Annotated in this window: 18 protein-coding genes; 5 read left to right on the top strand and 13 right to left on the bottom strand. The window is 51.6% G+C overall.

Annotated elements, in window-relative coordinates; translation table 11 throughout:
- Positions 1 to 12 precede the first annotated feature (12 nt).
- The 3 genes from tdcC to pflB are packed head-to-tail and all read left to right on the top strand — an operon-like array spanning position 13 to position 4906.
- Positions 13 to 1344: a threonine/serine transporter TdcC gene (gene tdcC / locus AC791_RS02240; RefSeq protein WP_049838854.1), complete on the top strand. Its 1332-nt coding sequence runs from the start codon at positions 13 to 15 to the stop codon at positions 1342 to 1344.
- 30 nt (positions 1345 to 1374) lie between these two features.
- A complete protein-coding gene (gene tdcD, locus AC791_RS02235; protein WP_049838853.1) occupies positions 1375 to 2583 on the top strand; it encodes a propionate kinase in 1209 nt (402 codons plus the stop codon).
- Between the two features lie 28 nt (positions 2584 to 2611).
- Positions 2612 to 4906 carry a formate C-acetyltransferase gene (gene pflB / locus AC791_RS02230; protein WP_049838852.1) on the top strand — a complete coding sequence of 765 codons (2295 nt, stop codon included), beginning with the start codon at positions 2612 to 2614 and terminating at the stop codon, positions 4904 to 4906.
- 55 nt (positions 4907 to 4961) lie between these two features.
- On the opposite strand, the gene AC791_RS02225 is transcribed toward pflB, so the two are convergent.
- Positions 4962 to 5156 (bottom strand): hypothetical protein, encoded by a 195-nt coding sequence (locus AC791_RS02225; protein WP_049838851.1) that lies wholly within the window; start codon positions 5154 to 5156, stop codon positions 4962 to 4964.
- 26 nt (positions 5157 to 5182) lie between these two features.
- Positions 5183 to 5884 carry a pirin family protein gene (locus tag AC791_RS02220; RefSeq protein WP_049838850.1) on the bottom strand — a complete coding sequence of 234 codons (702 nt, stop codon included), beginning with the start codon at positions 5882 to 5884 and terminating at the stop codon, positions 5183 to 5185.
- Positions 5885 to 5989: 105 nt separating this feature from the next.
- Between AC791_RS02220 and AC791_RS02215 the strand changes: the two genes are divergently transcribed.
- On the top strand, positions 5990 to 6895 hold the full coding sequence (locus tag AC791_RS02215; RefSeq protein ID WP_049838849.1) for a LysR family transcriptional regulator: 906 nt from the start codon (positions 5990 to 5992) through the stop codon (positions 6893 to 6895).
- A gap of 99 nt (positions 6896 to 6994) precedes the next feature.
- Here AC791_RS02215 and AC791_RS02210 read toward each other — a convergent pair whose 3' ends face one another.
- The gene (locus AC791_RS02210; RefSeq protein WP_049838848.1) at positions 6995 to 7363 is read right to left on the bottom strand and encodes a DUF805 domain-containing protein; all 369 of its coding nucleotides are present in this window, start codon (positions 7361 to 7363) and stop codon (positions 6995 to 6997) included.
- Positions 7364 to 7723: 360 nt separating this feature from the next.
- Here AC791_RS02210 and yiaK point away from each other — a divergent pair, with 360 nt between their 5' ends.
- Positions 7724 to 8743 carry a 3-dehydro-L-gulonate 2-dehydrogenase gene (gene yiaK / locus AC791_RS02205; RefSeq protein WP_049838847.1) on the top strand — a complete coding sequence of 340 codons (1020 nt, stop codon included), beginning with the start codon at positions 7724 to 7726 and terminating at the stop codon, positions 8741 to 8743.
- Positions 8744 to 8788: 45 nt separating this feature from the next.
- Here the strand turns inward: yiaK and AC791_RS02200 are convergent, their stop codons facing one another.
- From AC791_RS02200 to AC791_RS02155, 10 genes are all read right to left on the bottom strand, one after another.
- Complete coding sequence (locus tag AC791_RS02200; protein ID WP_049838846.1) at positions 8789 to 9775, bottom strand: glutathione S-transferase family protein; 987 nt, start codon at positions 9773 to 9775, stop codon at positions 8789 to 8791.
- A gap of 143 nt (positions 9776 to 9918) precedes the next feature.
- A complete protein-coding gene (locus tag AC791_RS02195) occupies positions 9919 to 10311 on the bottom strand; it encodes a DoxX family protein (protein WP_049838845.1) in 393 nt (130 codons plus the stop codon).
- 220 nt (positions 10312 to 10531) lie between these two features.
- On the bottom strand, positions 10532 to 10828 hold the full coding sequence (locus AC791_RS02190; protein ID WP_049838844.1) for a YqjK-like family protein: 297 nt from the start codon (positions 10826 to 10828) through the stop codon (positions 10532 to 10534).
- Positions 10825 to 11223, bottom strand: a complete 399-nt coding sequence (locus AC791_RS02185) for a phage holin family protein (protein WP_049838843.1) — start codon at positions 11221 to 11223, stop codon at positions 10825 to 10827. The genes AC791_RS02190 and AC791_RS02185 overlap by 4 nt, the downstream gene beginning before the upstream one ends.
- 2 nt (positions 11224 to 11225) lie before the next feature.
- Positions 11226 to 11531 (bottom strand): DUF883 family protein, encoded by a 306-nt coding sequence (locus AC791_RS02180; protein WP_049838842.1) that lies wholly within the window; start codon positions 11529 to 11531, stop codon positions 11226 to 11228.
- A 40-nt stretch (positions 11532 to 11571) separates the two neighbouring features.
- A complete protein-coding gene (locus AC791_RS02175) occupies positions 11572 to 11940 on the bottom strand; it encodes a DUF1090 domain-containing protein (RefSeq protein ID WP_049838841.1) in 369 nt (122 codons plus the stop codon).
- 149 nt (positions 11941 to 12089) lie between these two features.
- Positions 12090 to 12473 carry an EnvZ/OmpR regulon moderator MzrA gene (mzrA, locus tag AC791_RS02170; protein WP_049838840.1) on the bottom strand — a complete coding sequence of 128 codons (384 nt, stop codon included), beginning with the start codon at positions 12471 to 12473 and terminating at the stop codon, positions 12090 to 12092.
- Complete coding sequence (gene yqjA, locus AC791_RS02165; protein ID WP_049838839.1) at positions 12473 to 13141, bottom strand: DedA family general envelope maintenance protein YqjA; 669 nt, start codon at positions 13139 to 13141, stop codon at positions 12473 to 12475. The genes mzrA and yqjA overlap by 1 nt, the downstream gene beginning before the upstream one ends.
- A 332-nt stretch (positions 13142 to 13473) precedes the next feature.
- Positions 13474 to 14250 carry a transcriptional regulator ExuR gene (gene exuR / locus AC791_RS02160; protein WP_049838838.1) on the bottom strand — a complete coding sequence of 259 codons (777 nt, stop codon included), beginning with the start codon at positions 14248 to 14250 and terminating at the stop codon, positions 13474 to 13476.
- Between the two features lie 127 nt (positions 14251 to 14377).
- Entirely contained in the window at positions 14378 to 15679 is a 1302-nt protein-coding gene (locus AC791_RS02155) for an MFS transporter (protein WP_049838837.1), read from the bottom strand.
- Positions 15680 to 15855: the final 176 nt, after the last annotated feature.

Here is a 15855-nt window from a genome sequence, read left to right as displayed (position 1 = left end):
TGAGGATATAACATGAGCACTACAGATAGTCTTGTTACGGGCCAGACAACCTCGTCATCATGGCGCAAATCCGATACCACGTGGACCCTTGGATTATTCGGAACGGCCATCGGTGCCGGCGTGCTGTTTTTTCCGATTCGCGCCGGTTTTGGTGGATTAATCCCGATCCTGATCATGCTGGTCCTGGCTTATCCCATCGCTTTCTTTTGCCACCGGGCACTCGCCAGACTCTGCCTGTCAGGGAGTAATCCTTCAGGCAATATTACCGAGACGGTAGAAGAGCACTTTGGTAAAACCGGCGGGGTAGTGATTACCTTTCTGTATTTCTTTGCGATCTGCCCGCTGCTGTGGATCTACGGCGTGACCATTACCAATACGTTTATGACCTTCTGGGAAAACCAGCTGCAAATGATGCCTCTGAATCGAGGCGTTGTTGCGCTGTTCCTGCTACTGCTGATGGCCTTTGTGATCTATTTCGGCAAAGATCTCATGGTCAAAGTCATGAGCTTTCTGGTTTTCCCGTTCATTGCCAGTCTGGTCCTTATCTCCCTGTCGCTAATCCCTTACTGGAATTCAGCGGTGATCGAGCAGGTTAATCTTAGCGATATATCACTTGTCGGTCATGATGGCATTCTGGTTACGGTCTGGCTGGGCATCTCGATCATGGTGTTCTCCTTTAACTTCTCGCCGATCGTCTCATCCTTTGTGGTATCGAAACGTGAAGAGTATGAGCAGGAATTTGGCCGGGACTTTACCGAGCGTAAATGCTCAAAGATCATCTCGCGTGGCAGTATGTTGATGGTGGCCGTCGTCATGTTTTTTGCCTTTAGCTGCCTGTTTGCACTCTCTCCGCAAAACATGGCCGACGCCAAAGCGCAGAATATTCCGGTACTTTCCTATCTGGCGAACCACTTCGCCTCCATGTCCGGTACTAAATCGACGTTTGCAACTGTGCTGGAATATGGCGCGTCGATTATCGCGCTGGTCGCCATTTTCAAATCATTCTTTGGTCATTACCTGGGCACGCTGGAAGGGTTAAACGGTCTGATACTGAAATTTGGTTATAAGGGTGACAAAACCAAAGTTTCTGTTGGCAAGCTGAACCTGATGAGTATGGTCTTTATCATGGGATCAACCTGGGTCGTTGCCTATGCCAACCCGAATATTCTCGACCTGATTGAAGCGATGGGCGCACCGATCATTGCCGCACTGCTTTGTTTACTGCCGATGTATGCCATTCGTAAAGTTCCGGCACTGGCTAAATATAAAGGCAGACTGGATAACGTTTTTGTTACCGCAATCGGCCTGCTGACTATCCTGAATATTGTTTATAAACTTTTTTAATTCACTGATGCAGAATGAATGGAGTCTGCAATGAATGAATTTCCGATAGTGCTGGTAATTAACTGTGGATCATCATCGGTTAAGTTTTCTGTTCTGGATGCTGCGACCTGTGAAGTATTACTGACCGGTATCGCGGATGGTATTAATACGGAACGGGCTTTTCTGGCGGTGAATGGCGGTGAAGCAAAAAAACTTGCGCATAATACCTGTGACGGGGCGCTGGAGGCAATTTCCAGTGAACTGGCTACACGTAATTTAATGACCAGTGTGGCGTTAGTCGGCCACCGCATCGCTCACGGTGGCGACGTATTTAAACATTCGGTTGTTATTAACGATGAGGTCATTGAGCGTATTCGTCAGGTATCATCTCTGGCCCCGTTACATAATTATGCCAATTTAAGCGGCGTGATGGCGGCGCAGGTATTGTTTCCCGGAATACCGCAGGTGGCGGTCTTTGATACCAGTTTCCATCAGACGTTACCACCTGAAGCCTATCTCTATGGCCTGCCATGGAAGTATTACGAACAGCTTGGCGTGCGGCGCTATGGTTTTCACGGTACGTCACATCGTTATGTGGCTCTACAGGCACACACCTTGTTGGATCTTGATTCGCAAAACTCGGGGTTAGTGATTGCTCACTTAGGTAATGGTGCCTCCATTTGTGCGGTCCGCAACGGGATAAGCGTCGATACGTCCATGGGCATGACGCCGCTGGAAGGCCTGATCATGGGCACCCGCTGTGGCGATGTCGATTTTGGCGCGATGGCGTGGATCGCCGGGCAAACCGGACAAACCCTCAGTGATCTTGAACGGGTGGTTAATAGTGAGTCCGGACTGCTGGGAATGTCCGGTATCTCGGCAGATTTACGTGTTCTGGAAAAAGCCTGGCATCAAGGAAACGATCGGGCGCAGCTGGCGATTAAGGCATTTGTCCACCGTATTGCTCGCCATATTGCCGGACACGCCGCCGCCCTTAAAAAGCTCGATGGCATTATTTTTACCGGCGGTATCGGTGAAAACTCAGCGCTTATTCGTCGTCTGGTGATAGAGCATTTAAGTGTATTTAATGCTGAGCTGGACCACGATAAAAATATGATCCCCAACACTGTGGGCGAGCGTATTATTTCGCTTGAGACATCGCGCGTCCTGTGCGCAGTTATTCCCACTAATGAAGAAAAAATGATTGCACAGGATGCGTTACAACTGGCTGATATTGGTGCCGCAGTAGATTGCGCTTAATTAATTATTCTGTAGAGAGAGCCGTTTAATGAAGGTTAATATTGATACTCGCAATGTGCATTATACCCATGCATGGCGAAATTTTCACGGCGCTGACTGGAAAAGCGAAATTAACGTCCGTGATTTTATTCAGCAAAACTATACGCCTTATGAAGGCGATGAAAAATTTCTCGCTGATGCCACGCCTGCGACTGCGGCATTATGGGAAAAAGTGATGGCGGGCATTCGCATTGAAAATGCGACCCATGCGCCCGTCGATTTTGATACCAATATCGCCACGACGATCGTTGCCCATGATGCAGGTTATATCGATCGGCCGCTGGAAAAGATTGTCGGCCTGCAAACGGACAAACCGCTCAAGCGCGCACTGCATCCTTTTGGCGGTATTAATATGATCAAAAGTTCATTCGACGCCTACGGACGGAAAATGGACGCTGATTTTGAATACCAGTATACGGCACTGCGTAAAACGCATAACCAGGGCGTGTTTGATGTGTATTCACCGGATATGCTGCGCTGTCGCAAATCCGGCATTCTCACCGGTCTGCCGGATGGTTACGGGCGCGGACGTATTATCGGCGACTATCGGCGCGTGGCGCTGTATGGTATTGACTACCTGGTTCGCGAGCGCGAACTGCAATTCGCCGATTTACAAACGAAAATGGAGTGGGGGGAAGATCTCGACGCCACGCTTCGTCAACGTGAAGAACTGGCCGAGCATCGCCGGGCGCTGCTGCAAATTCAGGAGATGGCAGCGAAGTACGGCTGTGATATTTCCCGTCCGGCGAGCAATGCACAGGAGGCCGTACAGTGGCTCTATTTTGCCTATCTGGCAGCGGTGAAATCACAGAACGGCGGTGCTATGTCGCTGGGACGTACTGCAACCTTCCTCGATATCTATATTGAACGCGATATGCGCGACGGGCGGTTAACAGAGCAGCAGGCGCAGGAGCTTATCGACCACTTTATTATGAAGATCCGGATGGTGCGTTTCCTGCGCACGCCGGAATTCGACTCGCTCTTTTCCGGCGATCCGATTTGGGCGACGGAAGTCATTGGCGGCATGGGGCTGGACGGTCGCACGCTGGTGACCAAAAATGCCTTCCGTTATTTGCATACGCTACACACGATGGGACCCGCCCCGGAGCCGAACCTGACCATTCTCTGGTCTGACGGACTGCCCATTGCTTTCAAGAAATATGCGGCACAGGTGTCTATCATCACCTCGTCCCTGCAATATGAAAACGATGATTTAATGCGTACCGATTTCAACAGCGATGACTATGCCATTGCCTGCTGCGTAAGTCCGATGATCATTGGTAAACAGATGCAGTTCTTTGGCGCACGCGCCAATCTCGCGAAAACGCTGCTGTACGCGATCAATGGCGGTGTCGATGAGAAGCTAAAAATTCAGGTGGGGCCAAAAACCGCACCGCTGCTGGATGAGGTTCTGGACTATGACACGGTTATGCAAAGTCTGGATCACTTTATGGACTGGCTGGCGGTGCAGTACATCAGCGCGCTGAATATCATCCACTTTATGCATGATAAATACAGTTACGAAGCCGCGTTAATGGCGCTACACGATCGCGATGTCTATCGCACAATGGCTTGCGGTATCGCCGGATTATCCGTTGCAGCGGATTCTTTGTCGGCCATCAAATATGCGACGGTCAAACCGGTGCGCGACCATACCGGGCTGGCGGTGGATTTTGTGATTGAGGGTGACTATCCGCAATATGGTAATAACGATGAGCGCGTGGACAGTATTGCCTGCGATCTGGTCGAGCGCTTTATGAAAAAAATTAAAGTACTGCCGACCTATCGTAATGCGGTGCCTACGCAGTCGATACTGACCATCACCTCTAACGTGGTATACGGGCAAAAAACCGGTAACACGCCGGACGGTCGCCGGGGGGGAACGCCATTTGCGCCAGGTGCTAACCCGATGCACGGGCGCGATCGTAAGGGCGCGGTAGCGTCATTGACCTCAGTGGCTAAATTGCCGTTTACCTATGCCAAAGATGGTATTTCTTACACTTTCTCTATTGTGCCAGCGGCGCTGGGCAAGGATGAGATCGTGCGCAAAACCAACCTGGTGGGTCTGCTGGACGGTTACTTTCATCACGAGGCGAATGTGGAGGGCGGGCAGCATCTCAATGTTAATGTGATGAACCGCGATATGCTACTGGCGGCCATTGAACACCCGGAAGCGTATCCAAACTTAACCATTCGCGTTTCGGGCTACGCCGTGCGATTTAATGCCCTGACCCGCGAACAACAGCAGGATGTGATTTCGCGAACCTTTACGCAGGCACTGTAATGATGAAATCTGTGGGCTGTGCCTTACTCCAGCCCGCAGATCTCTGAAAGGCGAGCTACAACGCCTGGCTTAGCGCCGTGCTGTCCGGAATAACGTCTTCGCCGGTCAGCCTGACTTCGGCATCGGTTACGATAGCTTCCAGTTCGGCCAGCATGTCTTCATAACCAAACGCGGAAGGCGCCACCACAGCTGGTTGTGTGGTAGGAATATGATTAACGGCAGATCGTTTTTTTAGCTTTTTTTTGCTCATGGACATACACACATTGTTGATGAGAATTATACCGGTAAATCGATCAGTAACGCGCGCAGTGGCGTACCGGCAACCAGCGTTATAGTATCCTCATCGCGAATGAAAGCGCCATCCCCGCAGGTCAAAACCTGTTTATCCTGTTGATTCGTCTGCGCAGCGATCGTGCCATGAATAGATTGTAAATAGGCGCGAGGGCCGTGGATCTGGACGCTGGTCTGCTCACCTTTCTGCAATTCGATATGATGTATCCATACCTGCTGGCGCAGTTGCAGACTGTTATTGCTTCCTTCCGGGGAGGCCAGTAATTGCTGAGCCGTATCGGTAATCACTATCTTTTGCAGCGGCGGGTTTTCGCGCTCCGGACAGGCGTCCAGCCAAAGTTGCATTCGGGTGAGTGAGGCATCCTTACTCAGATTATGCTCGCTGTAACTCACACCGGGTTGGGTGGCGATCAGCAGTGCTTCGCCCGTTTTCGCCTGAATATGGTTGCCTTCACTGTCGCGGTATTCAGCCGTGCCCTCCAGGATCAGATTCAGAATATCGACTTTTGGATAGGTACGCGGCTGAAAGGAGGCGCCAGGGGCCAGCACTTCCTGGTTCAGGACGCGCAGGGATGCGTAGCCCAGCAGTTTTGGGTCGAAGTAGTGTCCAAAAGAAAACGTGTAGCGAGCCTGTAGCCATCCGAAATCTGCTTGCCCACACTGTTTAGCGGTTCGGGTAGTAATCATAATTCTTGACCTCTTTTTACACTGAAACAATGTTAAAGCGATGGACGCTTCAATGTAAGCCAGATATTCTGCCCGGTATGTTCAAATTTCCTGAACGAGAGCGAAATGGCCAAAGATAGAGCATTAACCCTGGAAGCCCTGCGCGTCATGGATGCCATCGACCGCCGCGGGAGCTTTGCCGCCGCCGCCGATGAACTGGGGCGTGTTCCCTCGGCCCTGAGCTATACCATGCAAAAACTGGAGGAAGAACTGGATGTGATCCTGTTCGACCGCTCCGGCCACCGTACCAAATTTACCAACGTGGGGCGAATGTTGCTTGAACGCGGCCGCGTTCTGCTGGAAGCCGCCGATAAGCTAACAACCGATGCCGAAGCGCTGGCACGCGGCTGGGAAACGCATCTGACGCTGGTCACTGAGGCGCTGGTCCCCACGCGCGACATCTTCCCGCTGGTAGATAAGCTGGCGACAAAATCCACTACCCAGCTCTCTATTATTACCGAAGTGCTGGCTGGCGCATGGGAACGTCTTGAACAGGGGCGCGCCGATATTGTGATTGCGCCGGATATGCATTTCCGCTCCTCATCTGAAATTAACTCACGCAAACTCTATAAGGTGCTCAATGTCTATGTTGCCGCACCGGATCACCCGATCCACAGTGAAGCGGAACCGTTATCAGAAGTAACGCGGGTGAAATATCGCGGCATTGCGGTTGCGGATACCGCCCGTGAGCGGCCGGTACTGACGGTACAGCTTCTTGATAAGCAGCCGCGTCTGACCGTGAGTTCTATTGAAGATAAGCGGCAGGCCTTACTGGCGGGGCTGGGTGTTGCCACGATGCCGTATGCGCTGGTAGAAAACGATATTGCTGAAGGTCGCTTGCGCGTGGTCAGTCCTGAATATACCAGCGAAATTGATATTATTATGGCCTGGCGACGCGACAGTATGGGAGAAGCGAAGGCGTGGTGCCTGCGTGAGATCCCGAAATTATTTATGGGCCGTCAGGTAATATGACTGGCAGCAGGATCCCGCTAATGGGGGTTCATGATAGCATTGCTTGAAAGACGGTCAGATAAAAATAAGAAGGCTCCTTCATCAGAAGGAGCCTGGTAACTACTCGACAGTACGTTTTGGATCAGGTCCGAAACGGTTATTGCCTTTCGTCCCGTCCTGGCAGTTGAAAACCAGGATTACCAGCCAGCCGACCAGCGGGATAAGCAGCAGTAGCAGCCACCATGCCGAACGGTCAGTATCATGCAGCCGACGGAACTGGAGCGCCCACCACGGTAAAAAAATCAGGATCCCGTAAAGCGTGGTCAACACGCCCTCACCGCCGGCGCGCTGCCAGCCCAGCAGCTTGTCGAGTATGCCCAGCACAAAAGTAAGAATGATATTGACCAGCACGAACATCCAGTACTCTTTCCGCCGTGCCCGGCCGCCAAAACCAATGTAATTCTTTAGCGCTTTCAGATACCAGTCCATTTCAACCCTCAATTAGCTATCAATCGTTTGTTTTATAAGCACTAATGTAATATTAATCGTTTTTATGGAAATGGTGAAACTATTTAGATGAATGATGAGTCGTGTCCGGGAGGCTCAACGGGGCAGGGGCAGAGGCCCGGACTGAATCAGGCTTACCGGCATAACGACCCGTAGCGCTGAAAGGCTGCTTTCTTCGAGGCTAATTTTGTGAAGTAAAACGTATTTTAGCTTATATATACTTGTATGGTAGTTAATGCGGCGGTAGCCTGGTGTCATACGATCTCATCTTTCAGGGTCATGACACGTTTTATTGCAGACGCTGGCATGGCGAAAAATCCACCCGGTACATAAGGATCGACTATGCCATTAGTTCCTTTCGACGAAATGAAGCAGACCGTTAAACAGGCTTTCCTGAACGCAGGGCTGTCCGAAACGCAGGCTGATACCTGCGCGCAAATCCATACTGAAACCAGCTGCGACGGCATTTTTTCGCACGGCCTCAACCGGGTCGCCAGGTTTGTCGATTATGTGCAAAAGGGGTGGATCAATATCAATGCCGAACCGGTGCGGGTGAAATCGTCAGGGAGTATTGAAGTATATGACGGGCAGCGTGGCATCGGCATCATCAACGCGCTGTTTGCAGTTGACCGGGCCATGGAACTGGCCAGAGAGCAGGGGATTGGGCTGGTCGGAATGCGTAATACTTCACACTGGATGCGCGGAGGAACCTATGGCTGGCGCGCCGCTAAACAAGGGTTTGCGACGATTTGCTGGACCAATACCGAATCCTGTATGCCCGCCTGGGGAGCGAAGAATACCCGGCTGGGGAATAATCCGTACGTGATGGCGGTCCCGATGAAAGAAGAGGGCGCGCTAATCCTTGATATGGCGATGTCACAATATGCCTATGGCAAACTGCAGGTCACCCGTCTGAACGGAGAGAAATTGCCGTTTCCCGGCGGGTTCGATAAAAACGGTAACCTGACCGATGAGCCTGGGCTGATTGAGGAGTCGATGCGTATCCTGCCGACCGGCTACTGGAAAGGGTCCGGTATGGCCATTTTACTGGACGCTATGGCCGCGTTTCTGACCGCCGGCGCGCCAACCAATGAAATTGATAAGATCCAGCAGGGGAGCTGTACCGGCGCAAGTCAGGTCTTTATGATCTTTGATCCTCAACACTTCGGCGGTAAAGCCTTCAGCGAAGACCTGGCCGCCAGCATTGCTGATTATGTCAAATCGTCAGAGCCTGCCGATGATAATGGTGACGTGTTCTATCCGGGAGAACGCGAAGTCAGCCGCCGGGCGCGACACAGAGCGGAGGGCATTCCGGCTGATGAGGGTGTCTGGGCGGAGGTTCAAAGGCTGGCTCGAGCTTAAGCCAGCTGTGCGCGGCGACCAACTATCGCCGCGCTGACAGATACGTTATGCGAAACGGGCATCGCGTCCGTGAGGCTCATCCAGATCCTGCCATGGCCCGATGGAAATAATACCCGTCGGGTTAACCATTTTGTGGCTGCAATAATAATGATGACGGATATGTGCGAAATTCACTGTTTCCGCAACTCCTGGCGTTTGATAAAGATCGCGCAGAAAACCGTAAAGATTAAGGAAATCGCTAATCCGGTGTTTATCGCATTTGAAATGCGTTACGTAGACCGGATCAAAGCGTATTAGGGTGGTCCACAAACGAATATCTGCCTCGGTCAGCTGGTCGCCGGTCAGGTATCGATGCTGGCCGAGGATCTGCTCCAGACGGCTCAGGGAAGTAAAAACCTTTTCCACCGCCTCGTCATACGCCTGCTGGCTGGTGGCAAAACCCGCTTTATAGACGCCGTTATTGAGATCGTCATAGATCCAACTGTTCAGCTCATCGATCTGCTCACGCAGTGCCGCCGGATAGTAATCACCCGCTCTGGCTCCCAGCGCATCAAACGCGGTGTTAAACATGCGGATGATCTCTGACGATTCATTGCTGACGATAGTCTGATTTTTTTTATCCCACAGTATCGGAATAGTTACTCGCCCGGAGTAATGCGGATCGGCATGGAGATAGAGCTGATAGAGAAAATCATGTTGATACAGCATATCGCCGGTTGCGTCGGGGAAATCATCGCCAAAGGTCCAGCCATTTTCCAGCATCAGCGGATGAACAACGGAGACAGGAATAAACTTCTCCAGCCCCTTAAGTTTACGAACGATCAGCGTGCGGTGCGCCCACGGGCAGGCGAGAGAAACATACAGATGGTAGCGATCTTTTTCCGCGGCAAAACCGCCTTCTCCCGAGGGACCCGGTGCGCCGTCGGCAGTAAGCCAGTTGCGATAAGCGGAAGTGGAGCGTTTAAATTTTCCCCCGGTCGATTTCGTGTCATACCAGGTATCTTGCCAGACACCGTCTACAAGTTGTCCCATGTTCACCTTCATATCGTTAAAAGCGGCCTGGAGCCTGCCCGGTATAAAAACAGGAGAAGCCTGGCAGGTAACGTACCACCCGGCATTCTAAGACACGCCGCCAACGTTAATGGTCAGCGGCATGTTTACTTATTATAGAGCGCTTACCATTTTTTATTCAGCAGGCGGTCGATACTCAGTGCCCCAGGACCGGTGATTGCCAGCAGCAGGTAGCCACCTGCAATGGTCAGGTTTTTCATAAACATCAGCGAGTTCACGCCTTCCGCAAAGTTATTATGAAAGATAAACGCGGTCAGCAGAGTAAAGCCTGCGGTAAACAAGGCGGTAGTGCGGGTCAGGAAACCAAACAGAATGGCCAGACCGCCGCCAAACTCCAGCAAAATGGTCAGCGGCAGGAAAAACCCCGGCACGCCCATCGCTTCCATGTATTGCTGAGTACCGGCGTAGCCCGTAATTTTACCCCAGCCTGCATAAATAAACAGGATTGGCATCAGGATACGCGCAACCAAAATACCAACATCTTCTAATTTTTTCATTTTTCTCTCCGGGTAACCATATGCGGTCAATAGTGTTGTTAGCCAGCGGCACAGGCGGTGTTCGCGATGTTGCTGTCGATAGAGAGAATCATAAACGGGAGGGATAACAATTGTTAGCAAGGAAAACTGTCAATCTTCATCAAAAAATATGAGTAAAAGCTTGAGAGGTAAAAAAAGCCCGCGTGCGTTGCCGCAGGCGAGCTTGTTTTGCAGACAGGAATTAGCGCAGGCGCTGGTTGCGTATAGTCGTCTGCATCAGACGCCATGCGCTCCACATGCCGAAACCGCGTTTACCCCAGCGTACTAAGAAGCTGGGATTGCGCACGCCCCAGACGGCCATGACGCTACTGCCGACCAGCGCCCAGGCGCGGAGGTTAAGTAGCGTATTCCAGCCCCGGTCGTATCCCCCGGTCACGTCCAGCCAGTCGCGACGGCTGGACGATAAATCCAGCCGCTGCTGTTGGATCTGACTGAGCAGCCAGGCTTTACGCTGTTGGCGTTCAAGCTTGCTACTCAAGACTTATCCTCCTCCAGTAAGGAACGGTCGTTGGCCAGTTCCTGACGGGTGTGACGTAAAAATGTCGTGCGGCGCGCTTTAACCAGCGTCCAGATGCCACCCGTTACAGCCAGCAGCAAAAGAACGGCCGTTGTGCCAATCATGACATTCAACCGATATTGCGGATCGACAGCCCAAATGATTAATACCATCAGACTCATCAGGCCAAAGGCGGCGAAAAGCATGGTCAGTCCCAGCAGCAGCAAGAGCTGGAAGAGATTCGCTTTCTCTTCTTCCAGTTCAACTACCGCCAGCCTAAGCCGCGTTTCCACCATCTCGATAATGATTGAGACGATCCGCTGCCCGATCCCCAGCACGCTTTTTCCGGGCCCCTGTGCTTGACGATAATCAGCCATAATTATCGACGCGCCACGAGAACACCCAGTACCACGCCAATGGCGGCACCGATGCCCACGCTTGCCCACGGATTTTCGCGAACGTACTCGTCGGTACGTTCAGCGGCAACGCGGGTCTGTTTAGCCAGTGCATCACCGGTCTCACCCAGACTTCTGCGGCTGTCTTTCAGCGCACGTTCCGCTTTGCTGCGCAATTTGCTCATTTCTTCTTTTGATTTGTCGCCTGAAGAACTCAGCACTTCTTCCAGCGTATCCGTAAGGGATTTCAACTCGGCGCGCAGATGATCTGTATTGTTGTCTTTAGACATAAATGTTCTCTCCAGGTGAGTAAGTTATATTTCCGTAAACTCAATAATCCCGCGATTCCAGCGCTTTCAGTTCGTCCTGCGCTTCCTTGAGTTTATTCTCGCGTTTCGTTACTTTTTCCGCATCGCCTTTTTGTCTGGCTTCTTTCAGATCGTCCTGTCGTTCAGCAACTTCTTCTTTCTGATCGGCAATTTTTTTCTGATGATCGGCACGCAATTGGCTGTCACTACAGTGATCTTTAACTTCGCTGAGGGCTTTTTTCAGGCCGTTAATACGACTCTGATTGTGATGCTTTTCGGCGTAGCTTATTTCACGCTGTATATCCTGCTCTTTTTCCTGACACGGTGTCTGTGCCCAGGCACCTGCACTGATTGATAAAAGAGCAAAAGCGGTAACGATGCAGTATTTCATAAATGAAAGCTTCCATTATGTTGCGGCGCATAGGGACTGTGCCTGCGCGTCCAGGCGAATAAAAGGTGATTGCCCTGCGCATACTTAAGGATAGTAAGTAAACGAGAAATCACAAAAATAAGTTAAAAGATTCAGAATGCTGGAAGAAACTAGCCTAATCGGCGTGACGTATCGCGCAATCGGGTAAGCCACATGATGGCCTGTTCGTCTTCATCCTGCTGGGCAATGATGTACCCGTGCGGAAGCGAGCGGTCGAGAACCTCTTTTGCTGCTGCACTTTGATCGCTGGAATCGAACTTGATGAGCAGGGTATCTGCATGTGGCGTAATGCTTTTAAAGCGGATACCGTTTGCATCAAGCTGGTGCCAGACCGAGAACCCGTCGGGAACGCTGACGCCCTCGCTTGACGGGCTGATAGCCAGCGTGGATTCGTGGTGCTGTAGCGTAACAGCTGCATAAAACAGACAGACAAACAGAATCAATGCGCCAAAAGACCAACTGATTCGACGCAGTATTGTGGGGTTAATTGCCATTATTTGTCCTCAACCTCACGATGTTTCTTTCTCCACAGAACCACCAGTGAGCCAACCAGACCAACGACCAGTAATACGACAGGGAGCAGCATCAGGCAGGACATCAGCTTTTCTTCGTACTTAAGAAACACCGGCGTTTTGCCCAACAGATAGCCCAGCGTCGTCAAAATAAGTACCCATAACAGGCCGCTCACCCAGTTGAAAAACTGGAAACGGGCGCTGCTTAAACCGGAAAGCCCGGCAATGGTGGGCAGTAGCGTACGCACAAAGGCGATAAAGCGGCCAATCAGCAGTGCCGAAAGCCCGTGTTTATGGAAAAGATGATGCGCCCGCTGATGATAGTGCGCAGGCAGATGTGAAAGCCACTTTTGCACCAGCCGGGTATTACCCAGCCAGCGGCCCTGAATATAACTGAGCCAGCAGCCGAGACTGGCTGCCATCGTCAGCAGAATAATCGTTTGTGGGTAGCCCATTGCGCCTTTGGCAATCAGGACACCGACCAGAACCAGCAGGCTGTCGCCCGGTAAAAACGCAGCCGGAAGTAATCCATTTTCGAGGAAAAGGATCATAAATAAGACGAAATAGAGCATCCCAATCATGGAAGGATTCGCCAGCGTGTCATAATCCTGGCTCCAGAGGGCTTGCATCAATTGAGTAAAAAGTTCCATTCAATATTCCTGGTACATCGGTTAACGTCGCGACGGAACGCGGTTTAACTACAGGGCGACTTTTAATTATGGTAAGCATGGTCGCGGCAAACCCGTTCTGACGATTCCCTGTCGTAGAGCGAGGTGAGCAATAACTCACTCACTAAAATTGCAAATGCATCTAATTGTAACAAAGGTCCGGAATTTCGTCACAGTAATTACAGTGCGTTAAAAGTCGATTTTGCTGCCTGGAAAGGTTTGAGGCGAGGAGTTTTACACTCTCTGACACAATATGCGATTTGCTTACCGGAAAAGGGTGCCGCAGGCCATTGACGACCTGCGCGGAGAGGGCTTTATTTTACGCTGCCGACGGCGGTATCAAGATGAACTACCGGGTTTTCGGCAAAAAGATAGCGATCGGCGTTAAACTCAAAGTCGTCGCTGGTTTCGTTGAACAACATTTGCTTTGTGTTCTCGAGATGCTGCCACATAGCCAGTTTTGCCGCATGTGGATCTTTACGGATGAGCGCTTTAAGAATTTGGTCGTGATCGTCGCACCAGTTATCAACCGTGCGCAAATCAATATGGTCGTGCAGTTTTTTCCAGTACGGGTTATGCACTCGCTGCGTCCACATTTTCTCGACGATGGCGGCCAGCGCGGTGTTTTGTGTCGCCAGCGCCACCTGCACATGGAACTGGAGATCCCATTCAGAATCGCGGAAGCACTTCTCTTTACGCGCCATCTCCTGAATTTCCATCAGCTTCATGATGTCCTGCTTGGTCACCTGAGTGGCGGCAAACTCGGCAATATTACTCTCGATAAGCTGACGGGCCTGTAACAGTTCAAACGGACCGTAGTTGGCAAACTCTTTCGTTTCGTCCGGAAGATGATGGTGCTTTGCCTGATTCGAAATAACGTGGATACCGGAACCTTTACGGACCTCAACGTAGCCTTCAACCTCCAGCATAATAATGGCCTCACGGACGACGGTGCGGCTGACATTTTTTTCATCGGCAATAAAACGCTCGGCGGGCAGTTTATCTCCCACTAAATAGACACCTTGCTCAATGCGCTGCTTAAGATCGGCGGCAAGCTGCTGGTATAAACGACGTGTTTCGGTAATTTCCATTTGTGCTCCGGACGGAATAAGGCACCTTTATTTGTTATACCACTTTTGGCATCCTGGCACCACCGACAGACAAAAAAGCCGCCCTGTAACAGGCGGCTTTTCTGGTTTACATCGGGAGACGGGAACGTTAGCTCTGCGTCGCCGGATCTTTACTCGGTGGGGCCTGAACAATCTCTGCGGCCGGCTGATTTTTCAGTACCGTCCAGATAACGATAGCACCCAACACATCAAACACCGCCAGCACTGCGAACAGTGGGCTAAAGCCGATGGTATCCGCCAGCGCACCAACCACCAGGGCAAACATGGTACTTGCCATCCAGGCTGCCATACCGGTCAGACCGTTCGCGGTCGCCACTTCATTACGACCAAAAACGTCGGAAGAAAGTGTAATCAGCGCACCAGACAGAGACTGGTGAGCAAAGCCGCCGATGCACAGCAGGCCAATGGCCACGTATGGGCTGGTAAACAGACCAATCATGCCTGGGCCAATCATCAGCAGTGCGCCCATGGTGACAACCATTTTACGCGATACGATCAGATTCACCCCGAACCAGCGCTGGAACAGTGGCGGCAGGTAGCCCCCAACGATACAGCCGAGGTCGGCAAACAGCATTGGCATCCAGGCGAACATGGCGATTTCTTTCAGGTTAAAGCCATACACTTTAAACATGAACAGCGGGATCCACGCGTTGAATGTTCCCCACGCCGGTTCTGCCAGGAAACGTGGCAGCGCGATACCCCAGAACTGACGGGTGCCCAGGATCTGCCAGACAGTCATTTTTTTGCCGTTGTTGGTCTGATGCTGTGCTTCCTGACCGCCAATAATATAGTCGCGTTCTTCTTCGGTTAATTTTTTCTGATCGCGCGGGTGTTTGTAGAAGATCAGCCAGGCAATCGCCCACACAAAGCTCAGGACACCAGAGATAATAAACGCCATCTGCCAGCTATGCATCACGATAGCCCACACCACCAGCGGCGGAGCAATCATCGCACCGATGGACGAGCCAACGTTAAAGTAGCCCACGGCAATCGAACGTTCTTTTGCCGGAAACCATTCGGAGCTGGCTTTCAGTCCCGCAGGGATCATTGCGGCTTCCGCTGCGCCTACAGCACCACGGGCCAGAGCCAGACCGCCCCAGCTACCGGCCAGTGCCGTTGCACCGCAGAACACAGCCCAGGCGATGGCGAAGAACGCATAGCCAATTTTGGTGCCCAGAATGTCCAGGACATAACCGGCAACCGGCTGCATGACGGTATACGCTGCTGAATACGCCGCGATAATGTAAGAGTACTGCTGAGTGGAAATATTCAGCTCTTCCATCAGTGTCGGGGCAGCGGCGGCCACGGTATTACGGGTCAGGTAGCCCAGCACGGTGCCCATTGTCACCAGGGCAATCATATACCAACGTAAACCTTTAATTTTACGCATTTAAAACCTCTTCGTTATGGTATGTCCGCGTTTGACGCGGTCACATCTCAGCCATTGTCAGGGGATGTGCTAGTAACGGAGGGGCGTAACGACGTATAAACCGTTACGACCTACTCCTTGCTATGTAAAGACTTCATAAGTCATCGGCGTCCATACCGGTAAATCTGATGAACACG

The organism is Klebsiella sp. RIT-PI-d (assembly GCF_001187865.1).
GTDB lineage: Bacteria > Pseudomonadota > Gammaproteobacteria > Enterobacterales > Enterobacteriaceae > Superficieibacter.
This window is presented reverse-complemented; position numbering and strand designations above follow the sequence as displayed.